The organism is Thalassospira sp. UBA4513, assembly GCF_002388495.1.
GTDB lineage: Bacteria > Pseudomonadota > Alphaproteobacteria > Rhodospirillales > Thalassospiraceae > Thalassospira > Thalassospira tepidiphila.
This window is the reverse complement of record NZ_DGMR01000038.1, coordinates 143,654-160,169: the sequence shown is the minus strand read 5'-3', so window position 1 is coordinate 160,169 and position 16,516 is coordinate 143,654. Positions and strand designations below refer to the sequence as shown.

General features: G+C 57.1%; 14 protein-coding genes. 6 read left to right on the top strand and 8 right to left on the bottom strand.

Going from position 1 to position 16,516, the window contains the following annotated elements; genetic code table 11:
• The gene (locus tag B2T33_RS16355) at positions 1–765 is read right to left on the bottom strand and encodes an SDR family NAD(P)-dependent oxidoreductase (protein ID WP_286792636.1); all 765 of its coding nucleotides are present in this window, start codon (positions 763–765) and stop codon (positions 1–3) included.
• A gap of 244 nt (positions 766–1,009) precedes the next feature.
• On the opposite strand from B2T33_RS16355, the gene B2T33_RS16350 reads away from it, so the two are divergent.
• The 6 genes from B2T33_RS16350 (at position 1,010) to B2T33_RS16325 (ending at position 7,770) form a co-directional block, all read left to right on the top strand.
• Positions 1,010–2,872 carry a feruloyl-CoA synthase gene (locus B2T33_RS16350; protein WP_286792634.1) on the top strand — a complete coding sequence of 621 codons (1,863 nt, stop codon included), beginning with the start codon at positions 1,010–1,012 and terminating at the stop codon, positions 2,870–2,872.
• A 5-nt stretch (positions 2,873–2,877) separates the two neighbouring features.
• Positions 2,878–4,128 (top strand): thiolase family protein, encoded by a 1,251-nt coding sequence (locus B2T33_RS16345; RefSeq protein ID WP_197146678.1) that lies wholly within the window; start codon positions 2,878–2,880, stop codon positions 4,126–4,128.
• A gap of 206 nt (positions 4,129–4,334) precedes the next feature.
• Positions 4,335–5,363 carry a TRAP transporter substrate-binding protein gene (locus tag B2T33_RS16340; protein WP_197146679.1) on the top strand — a complete coding sequence of 343 codons (1,029 nt, stop codon included), beginning with the start codon at positions 4,335–4,337 and terminating at the stop codon, positions 5,361–5,363.
• Positions 5,364–5,428: 65 nt separating this feature from the next.
• A complete protein-coding gene (locus B2T33_RS16335) occupies positions 5,429–6,016 on the top strand; it encodes a TRAP transporter small permease (RefSeq protein ID WP_197146680.1) in 588 nt (195 codons plus the stop codon).
• Positions 6,009–7,304: a TRAP transporter large permease gene (locus B2T33_RS16330; protein ID WP_063089092.1), complete on the top strand. Its 1,296-nt coding sequence runs from the start codon at positions 6,009–6,011 to the stop codon at positions 7,302–7,304. The genes B2T33_RS16335 and B2T33_RS16330 overlap by 8 nt, the downstream gene beginning before the upstream one ends.
• A gap of 10 nt (positions 7,305–7,314) precedes the next feature.
• Positions 7,315–7,770, top strand: coding sequence for a DUF3237 domain-containing protein (locus tag B2T33_RS16325; protein ID WP_197146681.1), 456 nt, complete (start codon positions 7,315–7,317; stop codon positions 7,768–7,770).
• 85 nt (positions 7,771–7,855) lie between these two features.
• On the opposite strand, the gene B2T33_RS16320 is transcribed toward B2T33_RS16325, so the two are convergent.
• The 7 genes from B2T33_RS16320 to hutI form a co-directional block, all read right to left on the bottom strand.
• Positions 7,856–9,403 (bottom strand): TRAP transporter large permease, encoded by a 1,548-nt coding sequence (locus B2T33_RS16320; protein ID WP_008889949.1) that lies wholly within the window; start codon positions 9,401–9,403, stop codon positions 7,856–7,858.
• A complete protein-coding gene (locus tag B2T33_RS16315; RefSeq protein ID WP_008889950.1) occupies positions 9,403–9,924 on the bottom strand; it encodes a TRAP transporter small permease subunit in 522 nt (173 codons plus the stop codon). The genes B2T33_RS16320 and B2T33_RS16315 overlap by 1 nt, the downstream gene beginning before the upstream one ends.
• Before the next feature lie 75 nt (positions 9,925–9,999).
• On the bottom strand, positions 10,000–11,094 hold the full coding sequence (locus B2T33_RS16310; RefSeq protein ID WP_008889951.1) for a TRAP transporter substrate-binding protein: 1,095 nt from the start codon (positions 11,092–11,094) through the stop codon (positions 10,000–10,002).
• Between the two features lie 77 nt (positions 11,095–11,171).
• The gene (hutU, locus tag B2T33_RS16305) at positions 11,172–12,848 is read right to left on the bottom strand and encodes a urocanate hydratase (protein ID WP_197146682.1); all 1,677 of its coding nucleotides are present in this window, start codon (positions 12,846–12,848) and stop codon (positions 11,172–11,174) included.
• Positions 12,845–13,648, bottom strand: coding sequence for an N-formylglutamate deformylase (gene hutG / locus B2T33_RS16300; protein WP_197146683.1), 804 nt, complete (start codon positions 13,646–13,648; stop codon positions 12,845–12,847). Before hutG ends, hutU begins: the two co-directional genes overlap by 4 nt.
• 2 nt (positions 13,649–13,650) lie before the next feature.
• Entirely contained in the window at positions 13,651–15,192 is a 1,542-nt protein-coding gene (gene hutH / locus B2T33_RS16295) for a histidine ammonia-lyase (RefSeq protein ID WP_197146684.1), read from the bottom strand.
• Positions 15,193–15,243: 51 nt separating this feature from the next.
• Positions 15,244–16,446 carry an imidazolonepropionase gene (gene hutI, locus B2T33_RS16290; protein ID WP_197146685.1) on the bottom strand — a complete coding sequence of 401 codons (1,203 nt, stop codon included), beginning with the start codon at positions 16,444–16,446 and terminating at the stop codon, positions 15,244–15,246.
• Positions 16,447–16,516: the final 70 nt, after the last annotated feature.

Sequence of the window (16,516 nt, the reverse complement as noted above, 5' to 3'; positions counted from 1 at the left end):
TTATTTTGCCTGCAGGCGAACCGCGCCGTCGATCCGAACGACGGTGCCATTCAGCATGGTATTTTCGACGATATGGCGGGCAAGGTCGGCATATTCCTGTGCCTTGCCCAGCCGCTTGGGAAACGGAATGTTGGCTTCAATCGCCTGACGGGCTTCTTCAGGCAGGGTGTCGGTCATTGCGGTGGAAAACAGTCCAGGCGCAATCGCGATAACCCGCACGCCGATCCGCGCCAACTCGCGCGCGGCTGGCAACGTCATCGACGCAATCCCGCCCTTTGATGCCGCATAGGCGCACTGGCCGATCTGCCCGTCTTCATACCCGACCGATGATGTGTTGATGATAACACCGCGTTCGCCATCGTCATTTACCGGGGTTGCTTCCGACAGCAGCTGCGCGGCATAGCTCATGGTGATGTAGCTGCCGGTCAGATTGACGTTCAGTGTTTTGATAAAATCATCAATCGGAAGGCTGCCATCGCGTGGCAAGATGCGGTTGGCGGTGCCAATGCCAGCGCAATTCACAAGGATGCGCGGCAGGCCAAGATTTTGTTTCACGGTCTTGAATGCAGCTTCGACCGAGCTTCGGTCAGAGACGTCGACTTCCAGGCCAATTCCGCCGGTTTCACTGGCGACTCGTTTGGCGGCATCGCCGTTGCGATCAAACACCGCGACCTTCGCGCCTGCAACCGCAAATGTGCGTGCGGTGGCGGCACCAAGGCCGCTGCCGCCGCCGGTAATGATGGCGGGAACCTGATTGAGCTGCATTTCCTTACCCAAAGTTTGTTATGTTTTATAACAATTATGTTTACACAGTAAAAGAGCGGCGTCAATCGTCATTAGTCAACTGAAATCGCATCGAAATTCACGCCTCTCGCGCGCGAGCATACATATACTCAAGGTCAAATTGTTGGGTCCACGTACACGCATAAAGATATTGCGCTTGATGTGATGAATTATGATTGTTATGAATTATAACAAATAAGAAAATGAAAACTGGAGGTTTCGTCTCATGCCTATGATTGCTGAACCCGGACTCCGTCCGGTTCGCATGGGAGATACGCGTGTCTCGATGTCCAAAAAGGACAACGGCACGATCTATATCCGATCAACGGAAACGCCGGATGACTATCCGCGCGCCATCACCGACAAGCTTGACCATTGGGCGCAACAAACACCCGATCATCTGTTTCTGGCCGACCGTGACAAAACCGGCGGCTGGCAAAAACGAAGCTTCCTTGAAACCCGAAACGAGGTCCGCAGTCTTGCGCAGTACCTCATCGAACAGGACCTGTCCGAAGATCGCCCGGTCCTGATCCTGTCGGGCAACAGTCTTGAACACGGGCTTCTTGCGCTGGCATCGATGTATGTCGGTATTCCCTATGCGCCGGTATCACCGGCCTATTCGCTGGTGTCGTCCGATTTCGCCAAGCTGCGCCATATCTGTGATCTGCTGAAGCCCGGTCTGATCTTTGTCGATGATGGTGCCAAATATGCCAAGGCACTGGCCGCCGTCATGCCAAAGGATGCCCGTCTGCTGGTTCTGGAAAACCCGCTGTCGCAATATGACTGCGATGTTTTCAAAGATGTCCGTCAGACCACGCCGACCGATGCGGTCGATGCTGCCAATGGCAAAATCACCGAGGACACAATTGCCAAATTCCTGTTCACGTCCGGCTCCACCGGGATGCCAAAGGCCGTGATCAATACCCAGCGCATGCTGTGTTTTAACCAGATGATGCTGCGTCACGCGTTGGCATTCCTGCAGGATGAACCACCGGTGATGGTTGACTGGTTGCCCTGGAACCACACCGCAGGCGGCAACCATAATTTCGGCATCGCGCTTTATAACGGCGGCAGTTTCTATATCGATCAGGGCAAACCGACCCCGGACGGTATTCATGAAACCGTGCGCAATCTTTGCGAAGTATCGCCCAACATCTATTTCAACGTTCCCAAGGGGTACGAGGCACTTGTCCATCATCTGCGCGAAAACAAAACACTGCGCGAGATGTTCTTTGCCAAGCTCAAACTCATGCAATACGCCGGTGCCGGTTTGTCGCAATATGTCTGGGACAATCTGGAAAAGATCGCCGAGGACACGGTTGGCGAAAAGATCGTCATCGTCACCGGCTATGGCTCCACCGAAACGGCCCCCTTTGCCTTTACCACCACTTGGGCGGTTGATCAGGCGGGCAGTGTCGGCCTTCCGGCCGTCGGGCTTGATATCAAGCTGGTGCCCAATGCCGAAAAGCTCGAAGTCCGTCTTAAGGGACCGAGCATTACACCGGGATATTGGAAGCAACCTGATAAAACCCGCGAGTCTTTTGACGATGAAGGCTATTACCTGATTGGTGATGCCCTGAAATTTGTTGATCCGGATAATATCGAACGCGGCTTCCTGTTTGATGGCAGGGTTTGCGAAGATTTCAAACTCTCGACCGGGACGTGGGTGCATGTCGCCGCTATCCGGACGGCCATTGCCCAGACCTTTGCGCCCTATGTGCGTGATGCGGTGCTGACCGGTTTGAACGAAGGCTATGTCGGTGCGCTGATCTTTGCCGATTTCACCGCCTGCAAAAAGCTTTGCCCGGATCTGCCCGCCAACGCGTCGGAGCGCGATATCGCAACCCATCCGGCCGTGCAGGCGCATTTCCAGAAATGCCTCAATGAGCTGGCGACCAAATCGACCGGCAGTTCGAACTTTGTCGCGCGCGCGATCCTGCTGGAAAGTTCGCCGGAACTTGATGCGCACGAAGTCACCGACAAGGGCTCGATCAATCAGCGCGCGGTTCTGACCAAACGCGCTGACAAGGTCGCCGAACTTTATACCGACCCGTCACCCGCCGGGGTCATGATTGCCAAAAAGGGATAAGCAGAATGACTGCGAACGCCAAAGGTCTTCGGACCGAATTTGAAGATGTCTGGCTGCTGGGCGGAAAACGCACACCGTTTGTCGATTATACCGGGGCGTTCGGGCTGGTCTCCCCGATTGATCTTGGCATCAAGGCCGCCCGCGCGGCCATCGAGGACGCCGGGGTGAATGCGAACGATATCGATTTCACCGTCGCCGGATCGATGGCCCAGGCATCCTATGATGCCTATATGACGCCTCGCCATATCGGGATTTACGCCGGGGTGCCGGTGGATCGCCCCGCCCATCTTGTGCAGCGGATCTGTGGTACCGGGATCGAAGTCATCCTGCAGGCCGCTGATCATATTTCACTTGGTCGTGGGGATCTGGCACTTTGTGTTGGCACTGAATCCATGAGCCGCAATCCGATTGCCGCCTACACCCATCGCAGTGGTTTTCGCATGGGGCAGGTCGAATTCAAGGACTTCCTGTGGGAAGCGCTTCTGGATCCGGCGGTGAGTTGCACCATGGGCGACACGGCCGAAAATCTTGCCAAGAAATATAACATCACCCGCGAAGAAGTGGATCGCTTTGCCGAACGCAGTTTTGCCCGTGCCGTCGCTGCGCACGAAAACGGCTTCCTTGCCGGTGAAATTGCCACAGTAACCAACGAAACCTTTGAATTTGCCGATGGTAATCCGCGCTCCATCCGCCTGCCGCGCAAGATCGATCAGGTCGACCGCGACAGCCACATCCGGCCATCGCCCTATGACATTCTGGCAAAGCTGCGCCCTGCCTTTGGCGGGGTCCAGACGGGCGGCAATTCATCAGCCGTGGTGGATGGCGCGGCGGGCGTTGTTCTGGGCAGTTCCGATTATGCCCGCAAACACGGCCTGACACCGCGTGCCCGCATCATCGCTGGCGCAGCTGTCGGTGTGCCGCCGGAAATCATGGGTATTGGCCCAGTCCCGGCCATCGAAGCCGTTCTCGATCAAACCGGTATGACCCTTGATCAGATTGACCGGATCGAAATCAACGAAGCCTTCGGCGCGCAGATACTGGCCTGCATCCGCGAACTTGGCCTTGATGAAGACAAGGTCAATGTCAATGGCGGCGCGATTGCAATTGGTCATCCGCTGGGTGCGACCGGAGTTCGGATCACCAATACGCTGGCGCGCGAACTGGTCAAATCCGGCGGTCGCTATGGCATCGCATCGGCGTGCATTGGTGGCGGGCAGGGCATTGCTGTTCTGATCGAAAACACGAAATTGGCATAGGCACGATCCAGGGCGCCATCAACTGCGCCGGGTCGCGACAAACGGAGACGTTATTTTTAGCCGGGACATTGGTTTTGGGCCCGGTTTGGCGATCAGCCCAACCCATGGGGTAAAGGCTTCCAAGGGTGGTCTGATCAAATCGAGGAGCCGACAGACAAGGTAACAAAAACAAAATTGCCGGTGTCGGTTTTCTCAGGGAGGAAACAATGAAACGACTTAAACTTGGTTCAGTGATTGCCTTGGCGTCAGTTGCCGCCATGTCTGCCATTTCCGGTGCGTCTGCCCAGGAAGTGAATTTCCGTCTGGCCCACTGGTTGCCGCCAACCCATCCGGTACAAACCATGGGGCTTGAAGAATGGACAAACTCCATCCGCGAGGCATCCGGCGGCAACATCGACTTCACGATTTTCCCGGCCCAGCAACTGGGCTCCGCACCGGATCACTATGACATGACCCGCGATGGCATTGCCGATATCGGCTATATCAATCCGGGTTATCAGGCCGGGCGTTTCCCGATCTATGGCCTGACCGAGGTGCCCTTCAATGTGAAGGATGCGGTCAATGGATCGGTCGCCCTTCACAAGTGGTATGCGAACTACGCCGAACAGGAAATGCCGGAAGTCAAACTCTGTCTGGTCAACCCGCATGACCCCGGCACCATCCATTCAAAAATGCCGGTCCGCGTGCCGGAAGATATCAACGGCCATGCGGTACGTCCGGCGCACGCGACCATGGCACGGTTTGTAAACCTGCTGGGTGGGGCAAGTGTTCAGGTCCCTGCACCCGAGGCCCGCGAAGCCATCGCCAAGGGCACGGCAGATGCGATCACCTTCCCGTGGAACTCGATCTATATCTTCGGGATTGATCAGGAAACCAAATATCACCTTGATATGCCGTTCTATGTCTCTTCGCAGATCCTTGTGATCAACCGTGGTGTCTATGACGGGTTGTCGGCCGAAAACCGCAAAGTCATGGATGATCACTGCACGCCGGAATGGTCCGGTCGTTTTTCCAAGGGTTGGGCCGAGAACGAGGCATCGGGCCGTGACAAGATGATGGCATCGGGTGATCACGAACTGTATCAGCCGACCGCCGATGAACTGCAACAATGGCGCGATGCCGCCGAACCGCTTGTTGCTCAATGGCGCGAGAGTGTTACGGCCAAGGGCGGTGATGCCGATGCCATTTACAAGGCCTTCATCGACGCGCTCGAAGCCGAGAACGCCAAATATTGATGACACTCCCTGTATCGGCGGCATCGCATCTCGGTGCTGCCGATACCTCTGAAAGTGCATAAATCATGCGGGTTCTTCATCGCTCCCTGACATATCTCGAAGCCTTTTCGCGCAAGGTCGAAATGGTCTCGGCCATTTTGCTTGCGGTGATTACGTTGCTGGTTCTGGCCTCTGCAATTGGTCGCTACCTGTTTGCATGGCCGATCCCCGATGCATTTGATTTTTCGCGCCTGTTTCTGGGCGTGGTCATCATGTGGGGCTTTGCCTGCGTGGGCTATCGCGGATCGCACATCAAGGTCGATCTGTTTGCCCTGATGCTGCCCGCGCGTGTTCGCCGATGGACGGATTTCTTTGCCTGGATGGTCTTGCTGGGTTTCACCGGCTTGCTGTGCTGGAAGATGCTGGCGCGTGTCACCAGCGCCTATAACAGTGGTGAGACGACATTTGATCTGCAAGTACCCGTCTGGCCGGTCATGGGGCTGATCTGGCTTGGCGTTGCGGTCAGCATGCTGACCATTCTGGCGCGCGCCTTGATGATCGCGCTGACCAATGCGGGTCTGGATGATTTTGAACCCGCCGAGTCAGAGCCGCATATTGCCTCCGACCCGCAAAAACAAAAGCAAACTGGTGGTTCAGGGGGAACTGATGACTGAAGCCGATTTTGTCGCACTTGGCGGGTTTGTTGCGCTGTTTGCCCTGATGCTGCTTCGGGTTCCAATCGGCATTGCGATGGGGATTGTCGGTGTCGGCGGCTTTGCCGCAATCGTTGGCCCGACGCCTGCACTCAACCTTCTGGCGCAATCGCCGATCCGCACCATCACCGACTTTAACCTTAGCCTCATTCCGTTCTTTATTCTGATGGGCGTTCTTGCCACCAATTCCGGCATGTCGCGCGAACTGTTTCGCGCAGGGCAGGCGTGGCTGGGATCATTTCGGGGCGGCATGGCGCTTTCGACCATCGCGTCCTGTGCGGGGTTTGCCGCCATATCGGGATCATCGGTCGCAACGGCGGCAACCATGACCAAGGTCGCATTGCCGGAAATGCAGCGCAGTGGCTATCGCGATCATGTGGCGACCGGGGTGATTGCCGCGGGCGGAACGCTCGGCATCCTGATCCCGCCATCGGTTGTTTTGGCGGTGTATGGCTTTATCACCGAACAGGATGTCGGCAAGCTTTTCATTGCCGGGATCATCCCGGGCCTTTTGGCGATTGTGATGTATATGCTGGCCTTTCGGGTGACCTATGCCCGTGGATTGCCGGCGGGCGAACCGTTTGATTTACGCAACGCCATTCGGTCCTTGCGCGATGTCTGGGCGGTTCTGGCCCTGTTCATCGCCATTATCGGCAGCATCTATTTAGGTGTTGTCACCGCAACAGAGGCCGCGGCGGTTGGCTCTGTCCTGACCGCCCTGATCGGGGTGATCCGGGGGCGGCTTGGCTGGCGTAGCATTCTTGATAGTCTGGTCGAGGCCCTGCGCACCTCGGTTGCGATCTATACCATTCTGATCGGTGCGATCCTGTTTGGCTATTTCCTGGCCATCACCCAGACCCCGCAAAAGATCACCGCGTGGCTGGTCGGGCTCGATATCGGGGCCTATCCGACACTTGCCCTGATCCTTGTGTTTTTCCTGTTGCTGGGCTGCATCCTTGATGCCATGGCGATGATCATTCTTCTGGTGCCCATCGTGTTTCCGGTGGTCACCCAGTTGGGGTTTGATCCGATCTGGTTTGGCATCATTGTTGTCATGACGGTCGAACTTGGCCTGATCACACCGCCTGTCGGGATGAACGTGTTTGTCATCAATTCGATTGCCCGCGAAGTGCCCCTGCAAAAGGTGTTTCAGGGTGTCATCCCGTTTGTTGCGGTCGACATCATTCGCCTGATCCTGTTGGTGTTGGTGCCTTCCATCGTTCTTTTCCTGCCGACGACCATGAATTAAAGAGGCCGATATGAAGCTTGAACTTGAACATTTTTGCGATCTGACGGTCGAGCTGGAAGCCCCGATGGAGCTTGGCAATTCGATGCGCGGCACACGCCGGATCATTCCGATCATTGGTGGGCATGTCGAAGGCAAATCGTTGAACGGCCGCGTTCTGGCATTGGGCGCGGACTGGCAAACCGTTTTTGACAACGGAGTGGCCGAACTTGATACCCGATATTGCATCGAAACCCATGACGGGGCGCTGATTGATATCCGCAATTTCGGGTTCCGGCATGGGCCCAAGGATGTTCTGGACGCGCTTGCACGCGGTGAACATGTCGATCCGTCGAAATATTACATGCGCACCCAGCCCCGGTTCGAAACCGGCGATGAACGCTATAGCTGGCTTAATCACCGGATCTTTGTCGGATCCGGACAGCGTGAAAAAAGCACGGTCTATGTCTCGGTCTACGAAGTCCTGTAATAGCCGCTTTGGGGACTTAAAGCGCAGCCCCAAACAAAAACGCCCCCAATAAATCGGGGGCGTTTTTTCATTTTGAGTTCTTTGCCTAGAACACCACGCTTGGCAGCCAGTTGGCCAGTGACGGCCAAAGCCAGATCACGAAAATGCCAAACAGCTGAAGCGCGATAAACGGCACCACACCCTGATAAATCTGGCCGGTGGTGATTTCCGGCGGGGCGGCACTGCGCAGATAAAACAGCGAGAAGCCGAATGGTGGCGTTAAGAACGATGTCTGCAGGTTGATCGCAATCAGGATCGCAAGCCACACCGGATCATGGCCCATCATGATCAGCCCCGGCGCAATCAGCGGCAGCAGGATCACCGTGATTTCCACGAAATCAAGGAAGAAGCCCAGCACAAAGATCAACGCCATGCAGAAGATCAGCGCCCCAGTCGGACCACCGGGCATCGATTCAAGGATTTCCTCCACATGGTCTTCACCGCCCAGCCCGATAAACACCAGCGAGAACATGCTGGCTGTCAGGATCGTAGCAAAGATCATCGAACTGACCGTCATGGTCGATGTCAGGGCCGATTTCAGAATGTCGGCTTTCCATGCCTGACGCAGGCAGGCGAGGATCGCGATAATCCCGATAACAGCCAGCGCCACATAACCAGCGCCCAGGGCATAATCAACACCGGTCAGGTCACTGCGCTGGAAACGCACCGGCGCGACACCTGCCATGATCGCCAGGATCAAAAGTGCGACGGTCCCGGTCAGAACCAGATTGCGGTTCGCCCCCTGACGGACACCCGCCATCAGGATCGCACCGATTGCACCGACTGATGCCGCCTCGGTCGGGGTGGCAACCCCGCCCAGAATGGCACCCAGCACGGCAATGATCAGAAGCACAGGCGGCAAAACCGCACCCACCACTTCGCCCGCACTGGGGCGGCCATCATCGCTTTGAACCGGTGGCATATCGGCCGGGCGTATCAGCCCGCGCAGAAGGATATAGATGATATAAATCGCCACCAGCGTCAGACCCGGGATCAGCGCACCGGCAAAAATCTGCCCGACCGAAATGGTTTCGATGGTGAACTTGCCCTGTTCATATTGCGCCTGCTGATAGGCCGATGACATCACATCCGACAGAATGATCAAAAGCGTCGAGGGCGGGATAATCTGGCCCAATGTGCCCGCGGTGCAAACAAGGCCCGATGCCATTTTCGGGTTATAGCCAGTGCGCAACATGGTCGGAAGCGCGATCATGCCCATGGCAATCACCGTGGCGCCAACGATGCCGGTTGAGGCCGCGAGCAACGCCCCCACCAGCACCACCGAAATCCCCAAACCGCCGCGCAACTGCCCGAACAGTCGCCCCATGGTATGGAGCAAATCTTCAGCAATGCGGGATCGTTCAAGGACGACACCCATGACGACAAACAGTGGAATGGCGATCAGGACATCATTGGTCAGCGTGCCAAACACGCGCTGCCCGAACGCCCCCATCAGGCCGATATTCATCGTGTCGGTGACCCAGCCGAGATAGCCGAAAATCACTGCCGTTCCGGCAATCGAAAACGACACCGGAAAACCCAAAAGGATGCAGCCCATCAGGGCGGCAAACATCAAAAGATCAAGATATTCCATCACTTCGCACCGCCTTGATCTTCAACATTGCCGCGCAGCAAAACCACCTGCCTCAGAAGACAGGCGACGGACTGGATAATCAACAGAATACAAAAGGCCGGGATCAGGGATTTCAAAAACCAGACGGCCGGAATGCCCCCCACCGAAATCGCCCCTTCCATCATCGAGATCGAATTGATCACCGATGGCCAGGTCCAATACAGCAGTGCTGCCATCGACGGGATTGCCAGAACCACATAGCCAAACGCATCGATCCGCGCCTTGGTCTTGTCGGTGGCTGCGGCATAAAAAATGTCCACCCGGACATGGCCATCAACCAACAGCGTATAGCCCGCCCCCAACATGAACAAAGCGGCATGCAGATACAGAACGCTTTCATTCAGCGCAATTGAACTGAACCCGAAAACATAGCGCAGCAAGACCACGGTAAACTGCAGCAGAACCATCAGAAGTGCGAACCAGCGCACGGTCATCCCGGTCCAGTGATTTATCTGGTCAAGTGCATCAGCAAGGCGTTGCATGACATCTCCCCGTGAAAGGCACGCCTGAAAAAAGAAACCGGTGCCGAATATTTCCGGCACCGGTCATAACGTCTATCAGAAGCCAAGCGCTTTGGCGCGTGCATTCATCTGACCGTTATCGGCATAGGTCATGTAACCGCCGATCAGGTCACGATATGCAACAAAGCTTTCGGTGACTTTTTTGGTCAGTGCATCGTCGCTTTCGCGAAGCTCAGCAATCACCTCGGCACCGGCTTTGGCCATGGCTTCAACAACCTCGTCCGGAAGCTTGCGAACCTTCACATCCTGTTCTGCAACAAGCTGTTTAAGGGCCATGGCATGCTTGGTCTCGTACTCGGTCCAGACTTCGTTATAAAGGCTGTCTGCCGCGAACTTGACGACGGCTTTCAGATCATCAGGAAGATCGGCATAGGCCTTGGCGTTCACCGCGCATTCCTCGGCCGAGGACGGCTCGCCAACACCCGGCCAGTAGTAGTTTTTGGCAACCTGATAGAAGCCAAGCGCACTGTCGCTCCACGGGCCGATGAATTCACCGGCATCAAGCGCACCAGACTGAAGTGCCTGGAACATGTCACGACCGCCCATGGCCTGAACCGCCATACCAAGTTTCGAGCACATCTCCGATGCCAGACCGGTGGTGCGGAACTTCAGCCCCTTAAGGTCATCGACCGAGTTGATTTCGTTACGGAACCAACCTGCCCACTGCGGGCCGGAGTTACCGCACAGGAACGGCTTCAGTCCGAACTGACCATAGATTTCGTCATACAGTTCCTGACCGCCACCATAGTTCAGCCAGCCAACCTGTTCATCGGCGCGCAGGCCAAACGGCTGCGACCCGAACAGAAGGATACCTTTGGATTTCGAACCCCAGTATGCCGGAACCGCGTGATAGATCTCGGCCGTTCCTTCGGCAACGGCGTCAAACACACCATTGCCCGGAACCAGTTCGCCCGCGGCATGAAGTTTCACTTCAAGACGACCGCCCGAAAGTGTGGTGATACGGTCTGCCAGTTTCTGCGCAGCCACACCCGGCCCAGGCAGGTTTTTCGGCCATGCGGTGACCATGTTCCACTGGCGCTTGTCCTGTGCGATGGCAGGGGTTGCGAATGTTGCAGCGGCCGCTGCACCTGCACCGGCAACACCGGCGGTCAGAAATTCACGTCTTTTCATGTTAAGAAGCCTCCTTGATTGTACCCTGATAGGGCGATGCAGGGGCAGTCGTCACTGCCCCCACGCGTGAGTTTTAATTACTTGCCGAGAATCCCGGGCAGGTTCAGCCCGTGTTCCCGGGCGCAATCCAGTGCGATGTCATATCCTGCATCCGCATGACGCATCACACCGGTTGCCGGATCGTTCCAAAGGACGCGTTCGACCCTGCGTGCGGCATCTTCTGTGCCGTCACAACAAATCACCATGCCGGAATGCTGCGAGAAGCCCATTCCGACACCGCCGCCATGATGCAGCGATACCCAGGTTGCCCCGGACGCCGTATTGAGCAGCGCATTAAGCAACGGCCAGTCACTGACCGCATCCGAGCCATCTTTCATGGCCTCGGTTTCGCGGTTCGGGCTTGCAACCGAACCGCTGTCAAGATGGTCACGCCCGATGACGACCGGGGCTTTCAGTTCACCATTCTTGACCATTTCGTTGAACGCCATACCCAGACGGTGGCGCTGTCCCAGACCGACCCAGCAAATACGCGCCGGCAAGCCCTGGAAGGAAATGCGCTCGCGCGCCATATCCAGCCAGTTATGCAGGTGCGGGTCATCGGGGATCAGTTCCTTGACCTTCTGGTCGGTCTTGTAGATGTCCTCGGGATCACCCGAAAGGGCCGCCCAGCGGAACGGACCAATGCCCTTGCAGAACAGCGGGCGGATATAGGCCGGAACAAACCCCGGGAAAGCGAAGGCGTTCTCGAACCCTTCCTCAAGCGCCATCTGACGGATGTTGTTGCCGTAATCGACCGTCGGGACACCCGCCTCGTGGAAGGCAACCATGGCTTCGACCTGAACGCGCATCGATGCACGCGCCGCCTTGGAAACAGCCTTGGGATCGGATTCCTGTTTTTCGCGCCATTCGGCCACGGTCCAACCCTGCGGCAGGTATCCATGTACCGGATCATGCGCGGATGTCTGATCGGTGACGATGTCCGGGCGAACGCCGCGCTTGACCAGTTCCGGGAAGACATCGGCCGCATTGCCGATCAGGGCAACGGACTTGGCTTCGCCTGCCTTGGTCCAACGCTCGATCATCTCAAGCGCTTCGTCCAGCGAATGGGTTTTCTCGTCGACATAACGCGTACGCAGGCGGAAGTCCGCACGGGTTTCATCGCACTCAACTGCCAAACAGCACGCACCGGCCATCACAGCCGCCAACGGCTGTGCGCCACCCATGCCGCCAAGGCCACCGGTCAGAATCCACTTGCCCGTAAGGTCGCCGTCATAATGCTGGCGGCCGGCCTCGACAAAGGTTTCATAGGTGCCCTGAACGATGCCCTGTGACCCGATATAGATCCACGAGCCCGCCGTCATCTGGCCATACATCGCCAGACCCTTTTTATCGAGTTCGTTGAAATGGTCCCAGTTGGCCCAATGCGGCACAAGGTTGGAGTTCGCGATCAGAACACGCGGCGCATCCTTGTGCGTGCGGAATACGCCAACCGGCTTGCCCGACTGCACCAGAAGGGTCTGGTCATCTTCAAGTTCCTTCAGGCTGGCAACGATCTGATCGAAATCCTTCCAGGTGCGCGCAGCCCGGCCAATGCCACCATAGACAACCAGCTCATGCGGGTTTTCGGCAACATCGGGATGCAGGTTGTTCATCAACATGCGCATCGGTGCTTCGGTCAGCCAGCTTTTCGCCGAAATCTTGCTCCCGGTGTCGGGATAAATATCACGCTGGTTGTGACGCGGATTGTTGGTCATGACTTGCCTCTTAGTGCTGGGGCCAAATCGGCCAGTGTCTTCAGGATTTCAGTAAGATGCGTGCGCAATTTTGCTGCACGGCTTTCGTCATAGGACCAAGGGGCTTCCTCGGCCGTTAGATAGGTGGATTGCGCCAGTTCCATCTGGATGGCGTGTTGATTGATCTCCGGGCGGCCATAATGGCGGGTGGTCCAGCCGCCTTTGAAACGACCGTTCAGAACCGCACTGTATCCTTGGGCCTGCGAACAGATTTCCGACGTCAGCGTCTCGATCATCGGATCGCATGTCGCGCCCAGATTGGTGCCGATATTGAAGTCCGGCAGGGTCCCGTCAAACAGGAACGGAATGTTTGAGCGGATCGAATGGCAATCATAGAGGATCGCCACACCGTGTTTGGCGCGCACCCGTTCAAGCTCGGCCGCCAGTGCCTGATGATAGGGCGCGTGGAAGGTTGCGGCCCGATAGGCGATGTCATCCTCGGTCGGGGCAACGTCCCAGATATTCTCGCCGTCAAAATCGGTCAGCGGCACAAGGGTGGTGGTGTTCTGACCGGGATAAAGGCTGACACCTTCGGGGTCGCGGTTGGCATCAATCGCATAACGATGAAACGTCGCACGCACCGTCGTCACACCATCGAGCAACCCGTCATAAAGGGTATGGATATGCCAGTCGGTATCAGCCAGTTCACAGCCACGATCATTCAGTTTCGCCGCTATGTCGTCCGGTACATAAGTGCCGGTATGGGGCAGGCCCAGAACAATCGGGCTATCGCCACGTTTGATTTCAACCGGATCGGTCATGGTTATGCTGCCTCCCCAACGACAAAGCCCGAAAGCTTGGCCGCAGCCACAAGGCTGCCACCCGTCACAAGTTCGGCGGCCTTCGCCAGATCCGGCGCCATGTAACGGTCTTCCTTGACGGTCGGGATGTCGGCACGAACGGATTTCAGAACATTGAGCAGACCCGGGCTGGTCTTAAGCGGCGCACGGAATTCAACACCCTGTGCGGCACAGATCAGCTCGACACCAAGGATGTAGGAAAGGTTGGCATTCATCCGTGCCAGTCGGCGCGCACCGTGCGCGGCCATCGACACATGGTCTTCCTGATTGGCGCTGGTCGGCGTGCTATCGGTCGAGCACGGGTTGGCCAGATGTTTGTTTTCACTCATCAGCGCTGCCGTCGTCACCTCGGCAATCATCAGACCGGAATTCAGGCCCGGTTCCGGCGTCAGGAATGGTGGCAGATCGTGCGACAGGGTCGGATCGACCATCAGCGCGACACGGCGCTGGGCAATCGCGCCGATCTCGGCAACGGCAAGCGCGATCTGATCGGCGGCAAAGGCCACGGGTTCGGCGTGGAAGTTGCCGCCTGAAACAATGCGGCCGTCTTCTTTGAGAACCAGCGGGTTGTCGGTCACGGCATTGGCTTCGATCTCAAGCGTCTGACCGGCAAAGCGCAGCAAATCCATCGCCGCCCCGGTGACTTGCGGTTGGCAGCGGATGCAATAGGGGTCCTGAACGCGGGTATCGCCTTCGCGGTGGCTTTCGCGGATTTCCGACCCATTCATCAGATCGCGCATCGCACGCGCGACATTGATCTGGCCCGGATGACCGCGAAGCGTATGGATTTCATCGACCAGCGGCGCGGTCGATCCCATGATCGCATCGGTCGAAAGCGACGATGTCACAATCGAACTCGCCGCATTGCGCCAGGCCGAAAACAGGCCGACCAGCGCGCAGGCGGTGGAAAACTGCGTACCGTTAATCAGCGCCAGGCCTTCTTTCGGACCCAGCACCACCGGCGTCAGGCCAGCCTTGGCAAGTGCCTCGCCACCCGGAAGCGTCGTGCCTTCATAGATGGCATCGCCCGCACCAATCATGACGGCTGCCATGTGCGCCAGCGGGGCCAGATCGCCCGATGCGCCAACCGATCCTTGCGATGGAACGACGGGGGTAACACCCTTGGCCAGCATGCCTTCGATCAGTTCGATCAGATCCCAGCGCACACCAGATGCACCGCGCCCCAGCGACAGCAATTTCAACGCCATCATCAAACGGGTGGTCGCGATATCAAGCGGCTCACCCACGCCGCAGCAATGGCTCAGGATCAGGTTGCGTTGCAGGGTTTCGGTATCTTCCGGGGCAATCTTGACCGAGGCCAGTTTGCCAAAGCCGGTATTCACGCCATATACCGCATCGCTGCCGTCGGCAGCCTTGCGCACCATTGCGTGCGCCGCTTCAACACCATCGCGGGCTGCGGGGTCGAGTTTGACTGCGACCTGATCACGCCAGATGCGTTCAAGCTCTGCCAGTTTGACCGAAGCGGGGATAAGGGTGACCGTCATAATCTATCCTTAAGGGCATATGTTGATGCGGTGGCGCGGTTATCTTTGGGCTCAGGCGGCGGTGCTTTCACCGCCAACAATGCGTTCGAACAGCGGGTTGAACCCGATGCGGTATGCAAGCTCGGCCGGGTGTTTGGCATTCCAGATGGCAAGATCAGCCCGCAGTCCCGGTTTGATCCGACCGGTATCAGAAAGGCCAAGCGCGCGCGCCGCATGGGCGGTTGCGCCAACAAGCGCCTCTTCGGGCGTCAGGCGGAACAGCGTGCAGGACATGTTCATGGTTAAAAGGATTGATGCCAGTGGCGACGAGCCGGGATTGCAATCGGTCGCAATCGCCATCGGCACGCCGTGCTTGCGGAATGCGTCAATCGGCGGCAGCTGGGTTTCATGCAGGGTATAAAACGCACCGGGCAGAAGTACCGCGACCGAACCTGCCTTGGCCATGGCAATCGCGTCTTCTTCGGTGGCGTATTCAATATGATCGACCGACATCGCCCCATATTCGGCGGCCAGTTTGGTGCCGCCGATATTCGATAGCTGTTCGGCATGGAGTTTGACCGGAATGCCAAGCGCGCGGGCAACGTCAAACACGCGTTTGATCTGGTCGGTGTTAAAGGCAATGCCTTCGCAGAATCCATCAACCGCATCGACTAACCCTTCAGCGTGGGCGGCTTTCAGGGCCGGGATGCAGACATCATCAATATAGCCGTCCGGGTTATATTTATATTCAACCGGCACCGCATGGGCGCCAAGGAAGGTGGTTTTGATCCGTACATTACGATGATCGGCAATTTGCCGGGCTGCGCGCAGCATATTAAGCTCGGTCTCGCGATCAAGGCCGTAACCCGACTTGACCTCGATCACCGACACGCCCTCTGCCAGCAGCGCATCCACGCGAGGCAGGGCGGATGCCAGAAGATCCTCTATTGATGCTTCGCGGGTCGCCTTAACGGTCGAAACAATTCCGCCGCCCGCACGCGCAACTTCTTCATAGCTTGCACCCTTCAGGCGCATTTCAAACTCAACCGCACGGTCTCCACCATGGACAACATGGGTGTGGCAATCAATCAGGGCCGGGGTGATCAGGCGACCTTCAAGGTCCCGCGCTGGACCGTCAAGATACTCGGCCGGGATGGCGTCATCGGCACCGACCCAATCGATCAGGCCGTCCTTGATGGCAATCGCGCCGCACTCGATCAGGCCATAACTGTCCTGATCCTCAATCGTGACGATTTTTGCGTTTCGAAGCAGCATCGCGAAGCATCACCCCTTGATAAGTTTGTTATTAAAGATAATATGTACGTACATAATATTTCTGTCAAGA